Here is a 17,369-nt window from a genome sequence, read left to right as displayed (position 1 = left end):
GAAGGGTTACTCGTTCGTTACTCCGTCGTGCTCATCGGATATATGGCATTGCCAGCGACGATTACGGAGTGCGAGGGGAACCCATCGCGCACGGTGCCCGCCTGAGACCCCCGTGACACAAAGGGTGACAGGGGAGGATCAGGCACGCTGTGACAAGGGAGGTCAGCCCGCGGCGGGCCCGTCCCCTCCGGGCGCCCCGCCCGTGGCGCCGGCGACGACGGCCTCGGCGACGGCGCGCATGGTGAGCCTGCGGTCCATGGAGGTCTTCTGGATCCAGCGGAACGCCTCGGGCTCGGTCCACCCGTTGGCCTCCTGGAGGAGGCCCTTGGCGCGGTCCACGAGCTTGCGGGTCTCCAGCCGGTCCTGGAGGCCGGCGACCTCCGACTCCAGCGCGCGCAGCTCGGTGTAGCGGCTGAGGGCCATCTCGATCGCGGGCGCGAGATCGGTCTTGGTGAACGGCTTGACGAGGTAGGCCATCGCGCCCGCGTCGGTGGCCCGCTGGACGAGCTCGCGCTGGGAGAACGCGGTGAGGATCACGACGGGGGCGATCCGGTCGGCCGAGATCCTCTCGGCGGCGGAGATGCCGTCCAGGACGGGCATCTTCACGTCCAGGATGACGAGGTCCGGCTTGAGGTCGCCGGCCAGCCGCACGGCGGTCTCGCCGTCGCCCGCCTCGCCCACGACGTCGTAGCCGTCCTCCTGGAGCATCTCCTTGAGGTCCAGCCGGATCAGGGCCTCGTCTTCCGCGATCACTACTCGCCGAGCGGTCTCCACGCGCACGAGCCTACCGGGACCCGCTACGCTGGTCTGCGGCAGGGCGCCCCGGGGCTCCCGCCCGCGCGATATGGCCATGGTGTCCGATTTGATCGGACATAGGCCCCGATATCCCAATGGCAGAGGAAGCGGTCTCAAACACCGTTTAGTGTGGGTTCGAATCCCACTCGGGGCACCCCGTCATCGCCTTCCCCTCCCCCGTGCCCGCCCGTTCCCGAGGCGGCCGCGGCGACCCGCCCGGCCGGCGGGTCTCCCGGAGCGACGTGCAAACGAGACCGCCCGGTGATCGCCGCGCGACCGGCGGGGCCGCCCGGATCAGGGGGCGGCCATCGAGATGGTGTCCCCGATGTTGTGGACGCGCAGCGCGTTGGTGGAGCCGGGGGTGCCGGGGGGCGAGCCCGCCACGACGACCACGCGGTCGCCCTTCTGGCAGCGTCCGATCTCCAGCAGCGCCTGCTCGACCTGGGCCACCATGTCGTCGGTGTGGTCGACCTGCGGGACGATGAAGGTCTCCACGCCCCACACGTGCGCCAGCCGCCCGCGGACGGCGGGCACGGAGGTGAAGGCGAGCAGCGGGATCGGGGACCGGTAGCGCGACAGCCGCCGGGCGGTCTCGCCCGACATCGTGAACGCCACGAGCGCCTCGGCGCCGACCGTCGCGCCGACCTCCGCCGCGGCCCGGGCGATGGCGCCGCCGACCGTCTCGGGGATGCGGTCGAGGGTGTGGGTGGCCTGCAGCGAGGCCTGCTCCGCCGTGCTGACGATGCGGCTCATCGTCAGCACGGACTCGATGGGGTACTGGCCGACGCTCGTCTCGCCCGACAGCATCACGGCGTCGGCGCCCTCGAAGACGGCGTTGGCGACGTCGGAGGTCTCGGCGCGGGTGGGCCGGGGCGCGGAGATCATCGACTCGAGCATCTGGGTCGCGACGATGACCGGGCGGGCCTTCTCGCGGCACAGCTCGATGGCGCGCTTCTGCACGATCGGGACCTGCTCCAGCGGCAGCTCGACGCCGAGGTCGCCGCGCGCCACCATGATGCCGTCGAAGGCGGCGACGATCTCGGGGAGCCGCTCGACGGCCTGCGGCTTCTCGATCTTCCCGATGAGGGGGACGCGGACGCCCTCCTCCTCCATGATCTGATAGCAGATGTCGGCGTCGGCGGGGGTGCGCACGAAGGAGAGGGCGACCAGGTCGACGCCGAGGCGCAGCGCCCAGCGCAGGTCGGCCTCGTCCTTCTCGGTCAGCGCGGGGACGCTGACGGGCACGCCCGGCAGGTTCAGTCCCTTGTTGTCGGAGACCATGCCCCCGACGGTGACGGTGGTGCGCACGCGGGGCCCGTCCACCTCCTCGACCTGCAGGGCGACCCTGCCGTCGTCGATGAGGACGGTGTCGCCCGGGGTCACGTCGCCCGGCAGGCCCTGGTAGGTCGTGGAGACCTCGCGGCGGCTCCCGGGGACGGCCTCGGTGGTGATGGTGAACTCGTCGCCGAGGGTGAGGCGGACGGGACCGTCCGGGAACCGGCCGATGCGGATCTTGGGGCCCTGCAGGTCGGCGAGGATGCCGACGCCGCGTCCGGTGGCCTCGGCCGCGGCCCGGATCCGGTGGTAGACCTCCTCGTGGACGGCGTGCTCGCCATGGCTCATGTTGAGCCGGGCGACGTCGACGCCGGCCTCGACGAGGGCGTTGATCTGCTCGACGCTGGAGCAGGCGGGTCCGATGGTGCTGACGATCTTCGCTCGACGGGTCACGTGCACAACGGTACTTAGTTACCCGCCGGTACGGATATTCGTGCAGGATGTGGTGGTCTCCCCTGCGCGGATTGGTCTAGCTCAGAGGTCTAGACCACATGTGGCCGATCAGCCCGTGAACGCCTCGATCGCCGCCCGGCCGAACGCCTTGAGGTCGTCCGGCCGCCGGCTCGTCACGAGGACGTTGGGCCCGGATCGGCAAACCTTCACCTCCTCGTCCACCCAGGTGGCACCCGCGTTGAGCAGGTCCGTCCGGAGGCTCGGCCAGGACGTCATGGTGCGGCCCCGCACCACGTCCGCCTCGATGAGCGTCCACGGGGCGTGGCAGATCGCCGCGACGGGCTTGCCCGCGTCGAAGAACGACCTGGCGAACGCGACGGCCCCCGGCTCGGTCCGGAGGAAGTCGGGGTTGGCGACGCCGCCGGGCAGCACGAGCGCGTCGAACTCCTCGTGGCCGGAGACGTCCACGGTCGTGTCGACCGGGAAGGTGTCGCCCTTGTCCAGATGGTCGAACGCCTGGATGCGCCCGGACTGGGTGGAGACCAGCCGGGGACGTCCTCCCGCGCCCTCCACGGCCTTCCACGGCTCGGTCAGCTCGACCTGCTCGGTGCCCTCGGGCGCGCAGAGGAAGGCGATCGTCTTGCCCTGCAGTGCTGTCGACATGGGATCCTCCGTTCTCTCCTAGGGCCCTTGCCCAGGGATATGGGTGATATGCAGGGATATGTGAACCCCACCGGCTACCGCGAGCTGCCGGCCCCGCGCCGGAGCGGGCTCGTGTGCTCCTGGACGGCCGCGCTGCCGCCGGACGCCGCGCCCTTCGTGCAGCGCGTCCTGCCGGACGGGTGCGTCGACCTGATCTGGTCGGACGCGGGGATCCTGCTGGCGGGACCCGACACCGGCCCGATGCCGGCCGCGATGCGTCCCGGCGACGCGGTGGTGGCGGTGCGGTTCGCGCCGGGCCTGGCGCCGCCGGTGCTGGGCGTGCCCGCCGACGCCGTCCGGGACGGGCGGCTCCCGCTGCGCGAGGTGTGGGGCGCCGACGCCGACCGGCTCGCCGCCGAGGTGGCGGCGGCCGTGCCGGACGCGCGGCCCGGCGTCCTGGTCGCCGGGGTGACGGCGCGCGCGGCGCGGGCCGCGCCCTCGGACCCGCTGGTGCCGGCCGTGGTGAGCGGCCTCGCGCGGTCCTCGGTCCGCGCGGTCTCCGACGCCCTCGGGCTCGGCGAGCGGCAGCTCAGGCGCCGGTCGCTGGCGGCGTTCGGGTACGGGCCGAAGACGCTCCAGCGCGTGCTGCGCTTCCAGCGGGCGCTGCGGCTGGCCCGCGCCGGGCGGCCCCTCGCGGACGTGGCGCTCGCCGCGGGCTACGCCGACCAGGCGCACCTCGCCCATGAGGTCCGCGACCTCGCGGGCGAGCCCATCCGCGGCCTCCTGTGAGCCATGCCCCGTGGCGGGCCGGCGGTACCCGGGGCGCGGCCCGGGGACGCGCGGTCAGGGCTTGAGCCGCCCGTAGGCCCGGAGCGTCCTGAGCCGTTCGACGGTCGTGCGGCCGCGCCATTCGGGGCGGGTGATGGGCGTCCAGATGAGGAAGCCGACGTCCCAGCCGCCGTCCTCGCCCTGCGCCTCGATCAGGGCGTCCAGGTGCGCGTCGACGACGTCGTCGGTGAACAGGCGCCGGCCGAGGCCGCCCGGTGCCGGGGCGAGGTCGAGCGGGGTGGGCCGGTCCTCCTCGCCGGACGGGCCGGAGACGGCGGGCGCGGCGAGCGCGTCACGGTGCCGGGCGAACGCGGCCTCGGCGCGGTCCCGGTCGGGGACGTGGTCGAGGAAGGAGAGGACCGCCAGGACGTCGTAGGGGCCGGGTTCGGCGGCCGCGCCCTCCAGGTACCGCCAGCAGAACGCGGTCGCGGGGCCGAGCCACGGGTGGGCGGACCCGGCGCGGTAGAGCATCCCGGCGAGCGTCGCGGTGGGATTGATGTTGCCCGGCGGGTCGTCGGGGGTCTGCCACCACGGCGCGTGCGGGGTCTCCCGCACGGACGGCAGGACGAACGGCACTCCCCCGTCGTCGCCCGTGATGGACGCCAGGTAGTCGCCGATGCGGGTGACGGCCGGGTCGTCGTTCGCACCGGCCTGGTCGATGAACTCCAGCGCGTGCTGCGCGGGAACGGGCTGGCTGCCCTCGCCCCGCAGGTCGGGTTCGAGCGCGTGGCCGTATCCCCCGTCCGGGTTCTCGTACCCCCTGAGGGCGGCGAGGACGGGCGCCGCCGGTCCTCCGCGGAAGTGCAGCGCGAAGAGACGGCGGTCTATGAGACGGCCGTTGAGCCGCATGAACTCCTCGGCGCGGGCCAGGCCGGTTTCTCGCAGGACTCTCATGCGCCCAACGCTAGGACGGGCGTGGAGCAGCGGTCTTGTAGGAAACGGACACGCGCGCGGGCGGCCGTGGACGCGGGCGGGCCCGGCCACCCCAGCGGTGGGTGGCCGGGCCCCTGATGTCCCGCGTGCGGGGTGCGGGAGACTCCGCGGCCGGCCGGCGGCGCGGTCCGCACGGCGGACGGCCGGCGACCGGCCGTCGCGTCGCCGAACGTAGCCGACCGCCCGGGGGAGCACAAGGGCGGGCACGCCGGACCGGCGTGTCACCCGGCCGGCCCGTGACCAGCACCAAGATCATCCGGAAGGTGCGGGCCCCGGAGGCGGGCGCCTCCGGGGCCGTCGATCACACCGCCGCCCAGGCCCTCGCTCAGGCCATCGGCCGTGCCGTGGGCGGGATCGGGTACGGCAGGGCCGTCTCGCCGCTGAGGAACGCGTCGACGCCGTGCGCGGCGGCGCGGCCCTCGGCGATGGCCCAGACGATCAGCGACTGGCCGCGGCCCATGTCACCGGCCGCGTAGACCCCCTCGACCGAGGTCCGGTAGTCGCGGTCGCGGACGACGTTGCCGCGCTGGTCCAGCTCGACGCCGAGCTCGTCGAGCAGGCCCTCGCGCTCGGGGCCGAGGAAGCCCATGGCGAGGGTGACCAGCTCCGCCGGGATCTCCCGGTCGGTGCCCTCGACCGGCTGGAAGCCCGTCTGGGGGCCGCCGACCTCCACGAGCCGCAGTGCGCGGACGTTCCCGTCGGCGTCGCCCAGGAACTCGGTGGTGGACACCGCGTACACCCGGTCGCCGCCCAGGTCGGCGAGCTCCTCATGGGCGCTCTCCACCTTGAACAGCATCGGGTAGGTCGGCCACGGCTGGGCGTCGGGGCGCTCCTGCGGCGGCCGCGGCATGATCTCCAGCTGGGTGACGGACGCGGCGCCCTGCCGGATCGCGGTGCCGACGCAGTCGGCGCCGGTGTCGCCTCCGCCGATGACCACGACGTTCTTGCCCTTGGCGGAGATGGGCGACTCCTCGTAGTCGCCCTCCTGCGCCTTGTTGGACGGCGGCAGGTACTCCATCGCCTGGTACACGCCCTTGAGCCCGCGGCCGGGGACGGGCAGGTCGCGCCAGGCGGTGGCGCCGCCCGCGAGGACGACGGCGTCGTGGCCGTCGCGCAGCTCCCGCACGGAAAGGTCCACGCCGACGTTCACCGACGTCCTGAACTCGGTGCCCTCGGCGCGCATCTGGGCGATGCGCCGGTCGAGGTGCCGCTTCTCCATCTTGAACTCGGGGATGCCGTAGCGCAGCAGGCCGCCGATCCGGTCGGCGCGCTCGTACACCCGGACGTCGTGCCCGGCGCGGGTGAGCTGCTGGGCGGCGGCGAGCCCGGCGGGCCCGGAGCCGACCACCGCGACCTTCTTGCCGGTCTTGACGGCGGGCGGGCGGGGACGCACCCAGCCCTCGGCGAACGCCCGGTCGATGATCTCGACCTCGACCCGCTTGATCGTGACGGGGTCCTGGTTGATGCCGAGGACGCAGGCGCTCTCGCACGGGGCGGGGCACAGCCTCCCGGTGAACTCCGGGAAGTTGTTGGTGGCGTGCAGCCGCTCGATCGCCTCGTGCCAGTCCTTGCGGTACACGAGGTCGTTCCACTCGGGGATGAGGTTGCCGAGCGGGCATCCCTGGTGGCAGAACGGGATGCCGCAGTCCATGCAGCGGCTCGCCTGCTTCTCCAGGCGGTCCTTGCCGAAGTCCTCGTAGACCTCGGACCAGCTCCTGATCCGGACGTCGACCGGGCGGCGCTTCGGGAGCTCCCGCCGGACGGTCAGGAAACCCTTCGGGTCGGCCATGGGAATCCCCCTCTCAGCTCTGCGCGGCGGCCATGACCGCCTCGTCGACGTCGCGTCCCTCGGCCCGGGCCCTGGCCATGGCGTCCAGGACGCGCCGGTAGTCACGCGGCATGATCTTGGTGATGCGGGCGGCGGCGCCGTCCCAGCCGGCGAGCAGGCGCCCGGCGACCCGCGACCCGGTCTCGGCGAGGTGCCGCTCGACCAGGGGCCGGAGGAACTCCAGGTCGTCCTCGTCGAGGGGCTCCAGGTCCACCATCTCGCCGTTGACCCGCTCGGGCACCAGGTCCAGCACGTAGGCGATGCCGCCGGACATCCCGGCCGCGAGGTTGCGGCCGGTCCGCCCGAGGATGACCGCGCGGCCGCCGGTCATGTACTCGCAGGCGTGGTCGCCGACGCCCTCGACGACGGCGGTCGCGCCGGAGTTGCGCACGCAGAACCGCTCGCCGACGACCCCGCGGGCGAACAGCTCGCCCGAGGTGGCGCCGTACAGGATGACGTTGCCGCCGATGATCTGCTCTTCGGCGGCGAACGCCGCGTCGGCGTGCGGCCGCAGCGTCAGCCGCCCGCCCGACAGGCCCTTGCCGACGTAGTCGTTGGCGTCGCCGGTCAGCCGGAGCGTCACCCCGCGCGGCAGGAACGCGCCGAAGGAGTTGCCCGCCGAGCCGGTGAAGGACACGTCGACGGTGTCGTCGGGCAGGCCCGCGCCGCCCCACTTCTTGGTCACCTCGTGGCCGAGCATGGTGCCGACCGTCCGGTTGACGTTGCGGATCGGCAGCTCAAGCCGCACGGCGTCGCCGAAGGCGAGGGCGCCCTCGGCGAGCTGGATGAGCGTGTTGTCCAGCGCCTTCTCCAGCCCGTGGTCCTGGGCGGTGACCCGGTGCAGGGCCGCGTCCGCGGGACGGTCCGGGACGTGCAGGATCGGCGCGAGGTCCAGCCCGGCCGCCTTCCAGTGCTCCACGGCCTCGCGGGTGTCGAGCATCTCGACGCGCCCGATCGCCTCGTCCAGCGAGCGGAACCCGAGGGCCGCCAGGTACTCGCGGACCTCCTCGGCGACGAACTCGAAGAAGTTGACGACGAACTCGGGCCTGCCCGAGAACCTCCGCCGCAGGACGGGGTTCTGCGTGGCGACGCCGACGGGGCAGGTGTCCAGGTGGCAGACCCGCATCATGACGCAGCCCGACACCACCAGCGGCGCGGTCGCGAACCCGAACTCCTCGGCGCCGAGCAGCGCGGCGACCACGACGTCGCGGCCGGTCTTCATCTGCCCGTCGGCCTGCACGACGATGCGGTCGCGCAGCCCGTTCAGCAGCAGCGTCTGCTGGGTCTCGGCGAGGCCGAGCTCCCACGGGGCGCCCGCGTGCTTGAGGGAGGTCAGCGGCGAGGCGCCGGTGCCGCCGTCGTGCCCGGAGATGAGCACCACGTCGGCGTGCGCCTTGGACACCCCGGCCGCGACCGTGCCGACCCCGACCTCGGCGACGAGCTTGACGTGCACGCGCGCCGCGGGGTTGGCGTTCTTCAGGTCGTGGATGAGCTGCGCCAGGTCCTCGATCGAGTAGATGTCGTGGTGCGGCGGCGGGGAGATCAGGCCGACGCCGGGGGTGGAGTGCCGGGTCTTGGCGATCCACGGGTAGACCTTGTGGCCGGGCAGCTGGCCGCCCTCGCCGGGCTTGGCGCCCTGCGCCATCTTGATCTGGACGTCGTCGGCGTTGGTGAGGTACTCGGAGGTGACGCCGAACCGGCCGGACGCCACCTGCTTGATCGCGCTGCGGCGCAGGTCGCCGTTCTCGTCCGGGACGAACCGGGAGGGGTCCTCGCCGCCCTCGCCGGTGTTGGACTTGCCGCCGAGCCGGTTCATCGCGATGGCGAGCGTCTCGTGGGCCTCGGCGGAGATGGAGCCGTAGGACATCGCGCCGGTGGAGAACCGCTTGACGATCTCCGACACCGGCTCGACCTCGTCGATCGGCACCGGCTCGCGCTCGCCCTCCCTGAGCCTGAACAGCCCGCGGAGCGTCATCAGCTCCTCGGCCTGCGAGTCGACCGCGGAGGTGTACTCCTTGAAGATCTCGTAGCGGCGGGTGCGGGTGGCGTGCTGGAGCTTGAACACCGTGTCCGGGTTGAACAGGTGCGGCTCGCCCTCGCGGCGCCACTGGTACTCGCCACCGACCTCCAGGGTGCGGTGCGCCGCCTCGTTGCCGCCCGCCGGGTAGGCGCGGCGGTGCCGCTCGGCGACCTCGCGGGCGAGGACGCCGAAGCCGACGCCGCCGAGCCGGGAGGTGGTGCCGGTGAAGCAGCGCGCCACCACGTCCTCGCCGAGGCCGATCGCCTCGAAGATCTGCGCGCCGGTGTAGGAGGCGACCGTGGACACGCCCATCTTGGACATGATCTTCAGGACGCCCTTGCCGTAGGCCTTGACGAGGTTGCGGACGGCCCTGTCCTCGTCGGCGCCCGGCTCCAGGCCCTCGATGCCGCCGCCGCGGACGAGGTCCTCGACGGTCTCGATGGCCAGGTACGGGTTGATGGCGGACGCGCCGTACCCGATGAGCAGCGCCATGTGGTGGCACTCGCGGGCCTCGCCGGTCTCGATCACCAGGCCGACGCGGGTGCGGGTCTTCTCGCGGATCAGGTGGTGGTGGACGGAGCCGGTGAGCAGCAGCGACGGGATCGCCGCGCGGGCGGAGTCGGCGCCGCGGTCCGACAGCACGATGATCCGCGCGCCGGCGCGGATGGCCCGGCCCACCTCGGAGTTGATCTCCTGGAGGCGCGCCTCCAGGGCGTCCCCTCCCCCGGCGACGTCGTAGAGGCCGTGCACGACGTAGGCGTGCAGGTGCGGCAGCGAGCCCTCGTCGTCGATATGGATGATCTTGGACAGCTCGTCGTTGTCCAGGATCGGGGTGGGCAGGACGAGCCGGCGGCACGAGTCCGGGCCGGGCGCGAGGAGGTTGCCCTCGGGGCCGAGCGTCGACTGCAGGGAGGTGACCAACTCCTCGCGGATCGCGTCCAGGGGCGGGTTGGTGACCTGCGCGAACAGCTGCTTGAAGTAGTCGAACAGCAGCCGCGGGCGCTTCGACAGCACCGCGATCGGGGTGTCGGTGCCCATCGACCCGATCGGCTCGGCGCCGGTCCGGGCCATCGGCCCGAGGATGATCCGCTGCTCCTCCAGCGTGTACCCGAACGTCTGCTGCCGCTTGACGAGCGTCTCGTGCGTCGGGATCTCCCGCTCGCGCCGCGGCAGCTCCTCGAACCGGACGAGGCCCTCGTGCAGCCACTGCCGGTAGGGGTGCTCGGCGGCCAGCTCGGCCTTGACCTCGTCGTCCTCGACGATCCGCCCGGCGGCGGTGTCGACCAGGAAGATCTTTCCGGGCTGCAGCCGGCCCTTGCGGACGACCTTGGCGGCGGGGATGTCCAGCACGCCGGCCTCGCTGGCCAGCACGACCAGCCCGTCGTCGGTCACCCAGTAGCGGCCGGGGCGCAGGCCGTTGCGGTCCAGGACGGCGCCGACGACGGTGCCGTCGCTGAAGCTGACGCTGGCCGGGCCGTCCCACGCCTCCATCAGCGTGGAGTGGAACTCGTAGAAGGCGCGGCGGTCGGCGTCCATCTCGGCGTGGTTCTCCCACGCCTCGGGGATCATCATCAGCACCGCGTGCGGCAGCGACCGCCCGCCGAGGTGCAGCAGCTCCAGGCACTCGTCGAACGAGGCGGTGTCGCTGGCCTCGATGTCGATCACCGGGTAGGTCCGGGAGAGGTCCCCGGGGATGAGGTCGGACTCCAGCAGCGCCTCGCGGGCGCGCATCCAGTTCCGGTTGCCCTTCACCGTGTTGATCTCGCCGTTGTGGGCGATGAACCGGTACGGGTGGGCCAGCTCCCAGGCGGGGAAGGTGTTGGTCGAGAACCGCGAGTGCACGAGCGCGATGGCGCTGGCGAACCGCCGGTCGGACAGGTCGGGGAAGAACGGCTCCAGCTGCGGGGTCGTCAGCATCCCCTTGTACACGATCGTCCGGCTGGACAGGCTCGGGAAGTAGACCGGCACGTCCTGCTCGGCGCGCTCGCGCATGCAGAACACGGCCCGATCCAGCTCCAGGCCCGTCTTCCCGGCGTGCGGGCCGCCGGCGGCGGGGGCGACGAACAGCTGGGCGAAGTGCGGCATGACCCGGCGCGCGGCGGGGCCGGTGAACTCGGGGTCGTGCGGGAGCTCCCGCCAGCCGAGGACGGTCAGGCCCTCCTCGACGCAGAGCGTCTCGACGTGGGCGACCGCGGCGGCGCGCTCGCCGGGGCCCGCGGGCAGGAAGGCGATACCGGCCGCGTAGCCGCCGGCGTCGGGTAGCGCGAAACCGCACACCTCGCGGAAGAACGCGTCGGGGATCTGGACGAGGATGCCGACGCCGTCGCCGTCGTCGGGCTCGGCGCCGACGGCCCCGCGGTGGTCCAGGTTCTTCAGGACGGTCAGGGCGTTCTGGACGATGTCGTGGCTCTTGCGCCCGTGCAGGTCGGCGACCATGCCGACGCCGCAGGCGTCGTGCTCGTTGGCCGGGTCGTACAGCCCCTGGGGGCGGGGGCGGCCCGGGGGCCCGGCAGCAGGTGTGAGGGCAGCAGCAGCCATCAACCCTCCCGTCGTCGTCGTGTCGTGTCACTGCGTCGATGTCAGTGCAGTCCGGGACGACGTTGGCCCTGCTGCGGTGAGATGACATTACATCACTGCCGGGATCATGCCCGTGTGCACCGGATCGCGAAACTCATCCGCGGCGATCGGCTGTGCGTCATCTCCCAGTGGTTTAGACCATGGTACCGGGCGGCGCCGAGGGCACCCGGCCGCTGACCTGGTGAGGATCATCACCGGAGGGCGATGTTTACCTTGTGGGGACGGACATGTGCTCATTTCCCGGCCGGCCGGTGCCCGCGCCGGGCCCTCAGGACGAGGGGCGGCCTGAGGCGCGTGCCGCGCGGCCGAGCACCGCCGGGGCCTTGCCGCCCTCGATCAGCAGCGACAGCAGCGTCTCGTCCCGCTCGTCGCCCGTGCCGTCCAGGCGCTGCGCCCAGGAGACGACGGCGAAGTGGCCCATGGCCAGGCCGCGCGCCATCCCGAAGTCCCGGCCGAACGAGGCGAGCGGCGCCGGGGCCTCCAGGGGGCGGACGAAGCCGCCGCCGCGGGTGCGGTCCAGGAGATCGACGAAGCGGTCGGCGTCCGCCGAGCCGGCCAGGTTGAACACCGCGACGGCCAGCCCGTAGCCGCGCCGGGTGTCGGAGTAGATGCCCCGGACGGCCTGCGTGCACCCGCCGCGCCTCAGGTCCCCGGCGACGGTCGCGCCCCACACGGCGGCGGTGCAGTCGCCGTCCACCCGCCTGGCGCGCAGCGTCAGGGAGACGCCGCCGGGCACGGTCGTCCTCTCCGCGGAGGACGGGAACGCCTCACCGGCCGTCAGCGGCGCGGGGTCGGCGGTCCGCTGGGCGATGCCCGCGTACGCCGCGGACGTGGGCGAGCTGGAGTAGGAGGCGGGCGAGGGGCCGCTGCTCGCGGCGGCGCCCAGGACCGCGGCGGGGGCGCGCCGGGCGACCGGGTCGTCACCGTCCCGGAGCAGGACGGCGCCGCCGGTCGCGGCGGCCCCGACGGCGATGAGCGCCCCGGCCGCCCAGAAGTAGGCCCTCGGGCCAGGCGCCCTGGTCCGCCGCCGGGGTTCGGGCCCGCCGTCCGGGACGGGTGCGGCGCCACGGCCGCGTGGCTCGTTCCGCCCCACCGCGGAGCCGCGCCCGCCAGGGCGCTTCGTTCCCTTGGCGGACGGCCGCGGGGTGTGCGGGAGGTCGGGGTAGGTGGCCTCCGGGAGGCCGTCGCGCGGGGAAGGGGCCCGGCCGGGGGCCCGTCCCGGGTTCCGGCGGGGGGCGGCCCGTCCCCGGCCGGATCGGCTCACCGGGGCTCGGCGGGGGCCGCGTCCGCGGCGGGGGTCATCGGGATCCACGACGGGGCAGACTACCCGCCGGGGGCGGGTGGCACGCCCCCGCGCGCATCGGTCACCGCCGCTGCCCGCCGCCGGCGAGGTCGAGGCGTCCCCACACGAAGTCGGCGGGCTTCTCGATCACCAGGCTCACGTCGATCATCTCGTTCAGCGAGGCTGGCTGGACGCCCCCGGCCCGCTCGACCCAGGTGATGACGGCGTAGTGGCCGTAGGTCTTGGCGTAGGCGGCGCTGAACCCGGCGCCGAACGCCGGGACGCCGGGCGCGTTCAGAGGCCGCACCCAGCCCGCGCCGGTGGCCTTGTCGAGGTCGCGCTGGACCTGCTTGACGCCCTCCTCGCTCGCGAGGTTGACCACGATGAACTGGCCGACGTACTTCTTGTCGGAGCTCACGTACGCGCCGCGCAGGACCTGCGAGCAGCCGTACTTGGCGAGGTCGCCCTGGAGCCGGGCGCCCCACGTCACGCTCTTGCAGTCGCCCGTGAGGTTCGAGGCCGCCAGGGTGAAGGTGTACTTGCCGGAGGTGAGGCTCTTGGCGTCCCCGCCGAGCGCCTCGGCCTCGGTGACGGGCCGCTTGTCGGCGTCCCGCGAGGCGATCCGGGTGAAGCCCTCGCCGCTGAAGTCGGGGGTGTAGGCCGTCGGGAGGACGTTCTTCGGGGCGCTCCCGCCGTCCCCGCCGCCCAGCAGCACCATGGCCGCGACCGCGGCCACCACGACGGCCACCAGGGCGGCCCCGCCGTAGAGGATCTTGGGGTTCGGGCGTTTGCGGCCGGTCTCCGGCCTGTCGGCGGGCCAGAAGTCCCGCCCGCCTTCGGGCGCGGCCCCTGGGGAACCTGAGTCACGAGCCTCGATCACGTCCCGGAGCTTAGCGGTCCCGCGGGCCCCCGCGTGGCCAAAAGGGCGTTTCATCCGGGTTCATCGAGGGTCAGACGCCGTTACCGCCGATGAGCGCGCCGACGCCGTAGGTGATCGCGGCCGCGGCGGCGCCGAACGCCAGCTGCCGGAGCCCGCCGTACCACCAGGCGCGGGTGGTCACCCGCGACACCAGCGCCCCCGCGCAGAACAGCCCGACCGCCGCGACCGCCGCCGCGGGCCACAGGCTGGCGCCGCCCAGCAGGTACGGCAGCACCGGCAGCAGCGCGCCCACGCCGAACGACAGGAACGACGAGACCGCCGCGAGGACCGGTGAGGGCAGGTCGCCCGGGGTCACCCCGAGCTCCTCACGGGTGTGCACCTCCAGCGCCTCGTCGGGGTCGCGGGACAGCTGCCGCGCGACCTCCGCGGCCGTCGCGGGGTCGACGCCGCGCGCCTCGAAGACCTCGGCGAGCTCGCGCTCCTCGGCCGCGGGGTGGCGGGCCAGCTCCAGCCGCTCCACCTCGATCTCGGCCGCCGCCAGCTCGCTCTGGGACGCGACGGAGACGTACTCCCCCGCCGCCATCGAGAACGCGCCCGCCGCGAGCCCGGCCAGGCCCGCCAGCAGGACGACCTTCTGGCTCGCGTGCCCGCCGGCGATCCCCGCGATCAGCGCGAAGTTGGACACCAGGCCGTCCATCGCGCCGAACACCGCGGGCCGCAGCCACCCGCCGCTCACATCGCGGTGCTCGTGGTGGTGCTCGCTCGTCCCGGACACCTCTGCCGCTTCCTACTTCCCGTCTTTGACGGGCTCTCCCTTCCCCGCGCCGCCGGACGCGCCGGGGGCGTCATCGCCCTCATCATCCCCGGTCCGCGACCCGGCGGTGCCCTCGGGGGCCGCGTCCTCGTCCTCGGTGCCCACGGCGGCGCCCGTCTCGGACTCCCCGGGCCCCCCGGGCTCGGGCTGCGCGGACTCGGGCTCGGGCTCCGGCTCGGGCAGAGCGGCCTTGGGCTCGGGCTCGGTGGCCTCGGGCTCCCCGGCCCCGGCCCCGGCCTGCTGCGCTTCGGGGCGCTCGGTCTCGGTCTCGTCCGGATCCGGCTTCTCGAACGGCTCCTGCTCCGCCTCGTCCTTCCCGGCCTCCTCGCCCTCCTGGCCGCCCTCGTCGTCCTGGTCCTTCTCGGCCTTCTCCGGCTCCGGGCCGGCCGCCGTGCCGGACGGGCCGTCCGCGGGGACCTGGCCGACGTTCTCCACGCCGGTCTTGCCGCGGGCCAGGTAGAGGTAGGCGACGGCGCCGAGGAAGACGACGATCGACGTCCAGTCGTTCAGCCGCATGCCGAGGAAGTGGTGGGCGTCGTCGATGCGCAGCGCCTCGATCCAGAACCGGCCCACCGTGTAGGCGGCGACGTACAGGGCGAACGCGCGGCCGTGGGTGAGCCCGTACCGGCGGTCGGCCCAGATCACCAAGATCGTGACGCCGACGCACCACAGCGACTCGTACAGGAACGCCGGGTGGTAGGTCGCGACGTCGGCGTACTTCGGGTCGAGGGGGGCGAGGCCGTCGCCGGACAGCCGCGGCCGCTGGTCCCGGTCGATCTCCAGGGCCCAGAAGGCGTCGAGCGGGCGCCCGTACAGCTCCTGGTTCCAGTAGTTGCCCCAGCGGCCGATGGCCTGCCCGAGCGCGATCCCGGGCGCCACCGCGTCGCCGAGGGCCAGCACCGAGATGCCGCGGCGGCGGCAGCCGATGACCGCGCCGACCGCGCCCAGCAGGACGGCGCCCCAGATGCCGAGGCCGCCCTCCCAGATCTTCAGCGCCCTGACCGGGTCACCGTCGTCACCGAAGTAGCGCTGGTAGTCGGTGATGACGTGGTACAGGCGCCCGCCGACCAGGCCGAACGGGACCGCCCACACCGCCACGTCGACGATCACCCCGGGCGTGCCGCCCTTGGCGGCCCAGCGCCGCTCGCCGAGCCACACGGCGACGACGATGCCAAGGATGATCATGATGGCGTAGGCGCGGATCGGGAGGGGCCCGAGGTGCCAGACGCCCTGCGAGGGACTCGGGATGGAGGCGAGCGGCTGCATGGGCGTGAACGTTACCGCGTCACGGCGGTCCCCGTGGCACTCCCGCCGCGGGAATCCGGCGCGCCCGTCCCGGCCTCCGCGACGGCCTCGCGGAGCGCGTCCGGCGAGCCGAGGACGTCGTCTCCGGCCTTCCTGCCGTCCAGCGCCAGGTACGGGGTCGAGTTGACCCCGGCCTTCCCCGCGTGCGCGGTGACCTGTTCGACCGTCTCCATCCGCTCGGCCCCGTTGACGCAGTCGGCGAAGTCGGCGCCGGTGATGCCGGACTCCCCCGCCCACGTGATCAGCTCCGGGTTGGTGAAGCCGGTGTCGCCCTCGTCGGGCTGGTGGGCGTAGAGGGTGTCGTGGTACTCGACCCACCGGTCCGCGGGGGCGCACGCGGCGGCGTTCGCGGCCCGCCGGGAGTTGGACATCAGCGGGTCCTGCTGGAAGAGCTGGAACGGCCGGTAGACGACTTTGGCCTTGCCCTGCGCGGCGAGTTCCTTGAGCGTGCCGCCCTGCCGTTCCTCCAGCGCCAGGCAGGCCGGGCACTGGAAGTCCTCGTACAGTTCCAGGACGGGGCCGGTGACCCCGGGCTGCGCCATCGCGATCGATCCGTCGGACTGCCGGACGGCTGGTGCGAGGGCGCCCTCGTAGTCCCCGATCGCCGTGCCCTCCCGCCCGCCGACCACGATCACGACGGCGGCGACCGCGGCGGCGGCGACGGCCACCGTCCCGGCGACGACCACCAGCGCGCGCCTGCGCCGCCCCCGCGCCGCCGCCCGCGCCCCGCCGTCCGCGAGCCGGTGGCGCGCGCTCTCCTTGCCTTCGGCCTTGCTCATCGGTCCCTCGTTTCGGCCCGTCATCGGTTCGCTACGCAGCGTACGAGCACGGGCCCCCGGAACGGCGGCGCCGCGCCGTCCCGGGTGGGACGGCGCGGCGCGGCGACGCTGGAGCGAACGGACCTCAGCGCGTCACTTGCCTCCGCCCGCGGCGGCGACGGCCGCCTTGAGGGCGTCACCGTTCATGAGCTGGCTCTGCAGGTCGAGGGGCTTGCCGTCCAGGAAGACGGTCGGGGTGCCCTCGACCTTGCGGGTCTCCAGGGCGTACTTGGTCATCGCGTCGACCTGGGGCTTCTTCTGCTCGTCCCGGACGCACTTCTCGAAGTTCGGGTCGGTGACACCGACGTCCTTGCCCCACTTGACGAGGTCGTCGGGCGAGAAGCCCTTGGAGCCCTCGGCGGGCTGGAACTTGAAGAGCGCGTCGTGGTAGGAGATCCACTTGTCGGCGGGCACGCACAGCGCGGCCTCCGCCGAGCGCAGCGAGTTGATCTTGACCGGGTCCTTCTGCTGGCCGAACAGGTGGAACGGCCGGTAGACGACCTTGACCTTGCCCTCGGCGGCCAGCTGCAGGACGGTCTTGCCGCTGCTCTCCTCGAACTGCTTGCAGATGGGGCACTGGAAGTCCTCGAAGATCTCCAGCACCGGTTTGGTCACGCCCGGCTTGGCCATCACGATGGAGCCGTCGGCGTCGCGGCTGAGCGGGGCGACCGCGCCCTGGTGGACCTCGGCGCGGCCGTTCTTGTCGCGCTGGTCCATCACGATGACGACCGCGACGACGATCACCGCGACGGCGACCACCGAACCGACGACGATGGCGAGCAGCCGCCGCTGCTTCTGCCGCGCGGCCTGCCGCTTGCGCTCGGCGGCCAGGCGCTCCCGCGCGGACCGCTCTCGTGCGGCCTTGCTCATGGGTCGATCTCCTATGGGTGGGGGCCGCGACTGCCGCGCGGCGCGGGTT

The 17,369-nt window shown here is 73.5% G+C and carries 13 protein-coding genes and 1 tRNA gene; 2 read left to right on the top strand and 12 right to left on the bottom strand.

Features of this window, described 5'->3' with window-relative positions; all coding sequences use genetic code 11:
* Positions 1 to 162: 162 nt before the first annotated feature.
* Positions 163 to 708: an ANTAR domain-containing response regulator gene (locus AGRA3207_RS34925; protein WP_231336491.1), complete on the bottom strand. Its 546-nt coding sequence runs from the start codon at positions 706 to 708 to the stop codon at positions 163 to 165.
* A gap of 168 nt (positions 709 to 876) precedes the next feature.
* Between AGRA3207_RS34925 and AGRA3207_RS34920 the strand changes: the two genes are divergently transcribed.
* Positions 877 to 949: transfer RNA gene (locus AGRA3207_RS34920), tRNA-Leu, on the top strand.
* Positions 950 to 1,089: 140 nt separating this feature from the next.
* On the opposite strand, the gene pyk is transcribed toward AGRA3207_RS34920, so the two are convergent.
* Together pyk and AGRA3207_RS34910 are read right to left on the bottom strand one after the other, a co-directional pair.
* Positions 1,090 to 2,523 (bottom strand): pyruvate kinase, encoded by a 1,434-nt coding sequence (pyk, locus tag AGRA3207_RS34915; RefSeq protein WP_231331504.1) that lies wholly within the window; start codon positions 2,521 to 2,523, stop codon positions 1,090 to 1,092.
* Between the two features lie 108 nt (positions 2,524 to 2,631).
* Positions 2,632 to 3,186 (bottom strand): type 1 glutamine amidotransferase domain-containing protein, encoded by a 555-nt coding sequence (locus AGRA3207_RS34910; RefSeq protein ID WP_231331503.1) that lies wholly within the window; start codon positions 3,184 to 3,186, stop codon positions 2,632 to 2,634.
* Positions 3,187 to 3,234: 48 nt separating this feature from the next.
* Here AGRA3207_RS34910 and AGRA3207_RS34905 point away from each other — a divergent pair, with 48 nt between their 5' ends.
* Entirely contained in the window at positions 3,235 to 3,954 is a 720-nt protein-coding gene (locus AGRA3207_RS34905; protein WP_231331502.1) for a helix-turn-helix domain-containing protein, read from the top strand.
* Between the two features lie 54 nt (positions 3,955 to 4,008).
* Here the strand turns inward: AGRA3207_RS34905 and AGRA3207_RS34900 are convergent, their stop codons facing one another.
* The 9 genes from AGRA3207_RS34900 to AGRA3207_RS34860 all read right to left on the bottom strand — a co-directional run bounded on the left by AGRA3207_RS34900 (position 4,009) and on the right by AGRA3207_RS34860 (position 17,320).
* Complete coding sequence (locus AGRA3207_RS34900) at positions 4,009 to 4,887, bottom strand: hypothetical protein (RefSeq protein ID WP_231331500.1); 879 nt, start codon at positions 4,885 to 4,887, stop codon at positions 4,009 to 4,011.
* Positions 4,888 to 5,251: 364 nt separating this feature from the next.
* On the bottom strand, positions 5,252 to 6,715 hold the full coding sequence (locus AGRA3207_RS34895; protein WP_231331498.1) for a glutamate synthase subunit beta: 1,464 nt from the start codon (positions 6,713 to 6,715) through the stop codon (positions 5,252 to 5,254).
* Between the two features lie 13 nt (positions 6,716 to 6,728).
* Positions 6,729 to 11,312 (bottom strand): glutamate synthase large subunit, encoded by a 4,584-nt coding sequence (gene gltB, locus AGRA3207_RS34890; protein WP_231331496.1) that lies wholly within the window; start codon positions 11,310 to 11,312, stop codon positions 6,729 to 6,731.
* Between the two features lie 307 nt (positions 11,313 to 11,619).
* On the bottom strand, positions 11,620 to 12,615 hold the full coding sequence (locus tag AGRA3207_RS34885) for a hypothetical protein (RefSeq protein WP_231331494.1): 996 nt from the start codon (positions 12,613 to 12,615) through the stop codon (positions 11,620 to 11,622).
* Positions 12,616 to 12,715: 100 nt separating this feature from the next.
* The gene (locus AGRA3207_RS34880) at positions 12,716 to 13,513 is read right to left on the bottom strand and encodes a hypothetical protein (protein WP_231331492.1); all 798 of its coding nucleotides are present in this window, start codon (positions 13,511 to 13,513) and stop codon (positions 12,716 to 12,718) included.
* Between the two features lie 70 nt (positions 13,514 to 13,583).
* The gene (locus AGRA3207_RS34875; protein WP_231331491.1) at positions 13,584 to 14,288 is read right to left on the bottom strand and encodes a VIT1/CCC1 transporter family protein; all 705 of its coding nucleotides are present in this window, start codon (positions 14,286 to 14,288) and stop codon (positions 13,584 to 13,586) included.
* A 12-nt stretch (positions 14,289 to 14,300) separates the two neighbouring features.
* Positions 14,301 to 15,593, bottom strand: coding sequence for a prolipoprotein diacylglyceryl transferase (gene lgt / locus AGRA3207_RS34870; protein WP_231331490.1), 1,293 nt, complete (start codon positions 15,591 to 15,593; stop codon positions 14,301 to 14,303).
* A gap of 11 nt (positions 15,594 to 15,604) precedes the next feature.
* Complete coding sequence (locus AGRA3207_RS34865; RefSeq protein ID WP_231331489.1) at positions 15,605 to 16,411, bottom strand: DsbA family protein; 807 nt, start codon at positions 16,409 to 16,411, stop codon at positions 15,605 to 15,607.
* A 132-nt stretch (positions 16,412 to 16,543) separates the two neighbouring features.
* A complete protein-coding gene (locus AGRA3207_RS34860) occupies positions 16,544 to 17,320 on the bottom strand; it encodes a DsbA family protein (protein ID WP_231331488.1) in 777 nt (258 codons plus the stop codon).
* Positions 17,321 to 17,369: the final 49 nt, after the last annotated feature.

Origin of the sequence: Actinomadura graeca (assembly GCF_019175365.1) — a bacterium.
Classification (GTDB): Bacteria; Actinomycetota; Actinomycetes; order Streptosporangiales; family Streptosporangiaceae; genus Spirillospora; species Spirillospora graeca.
The sequence above is the reverse complement of the archived record's forward strand: the minus strand, read 5'-3'. Positions and strand labels throughout refer to the sequence as shown.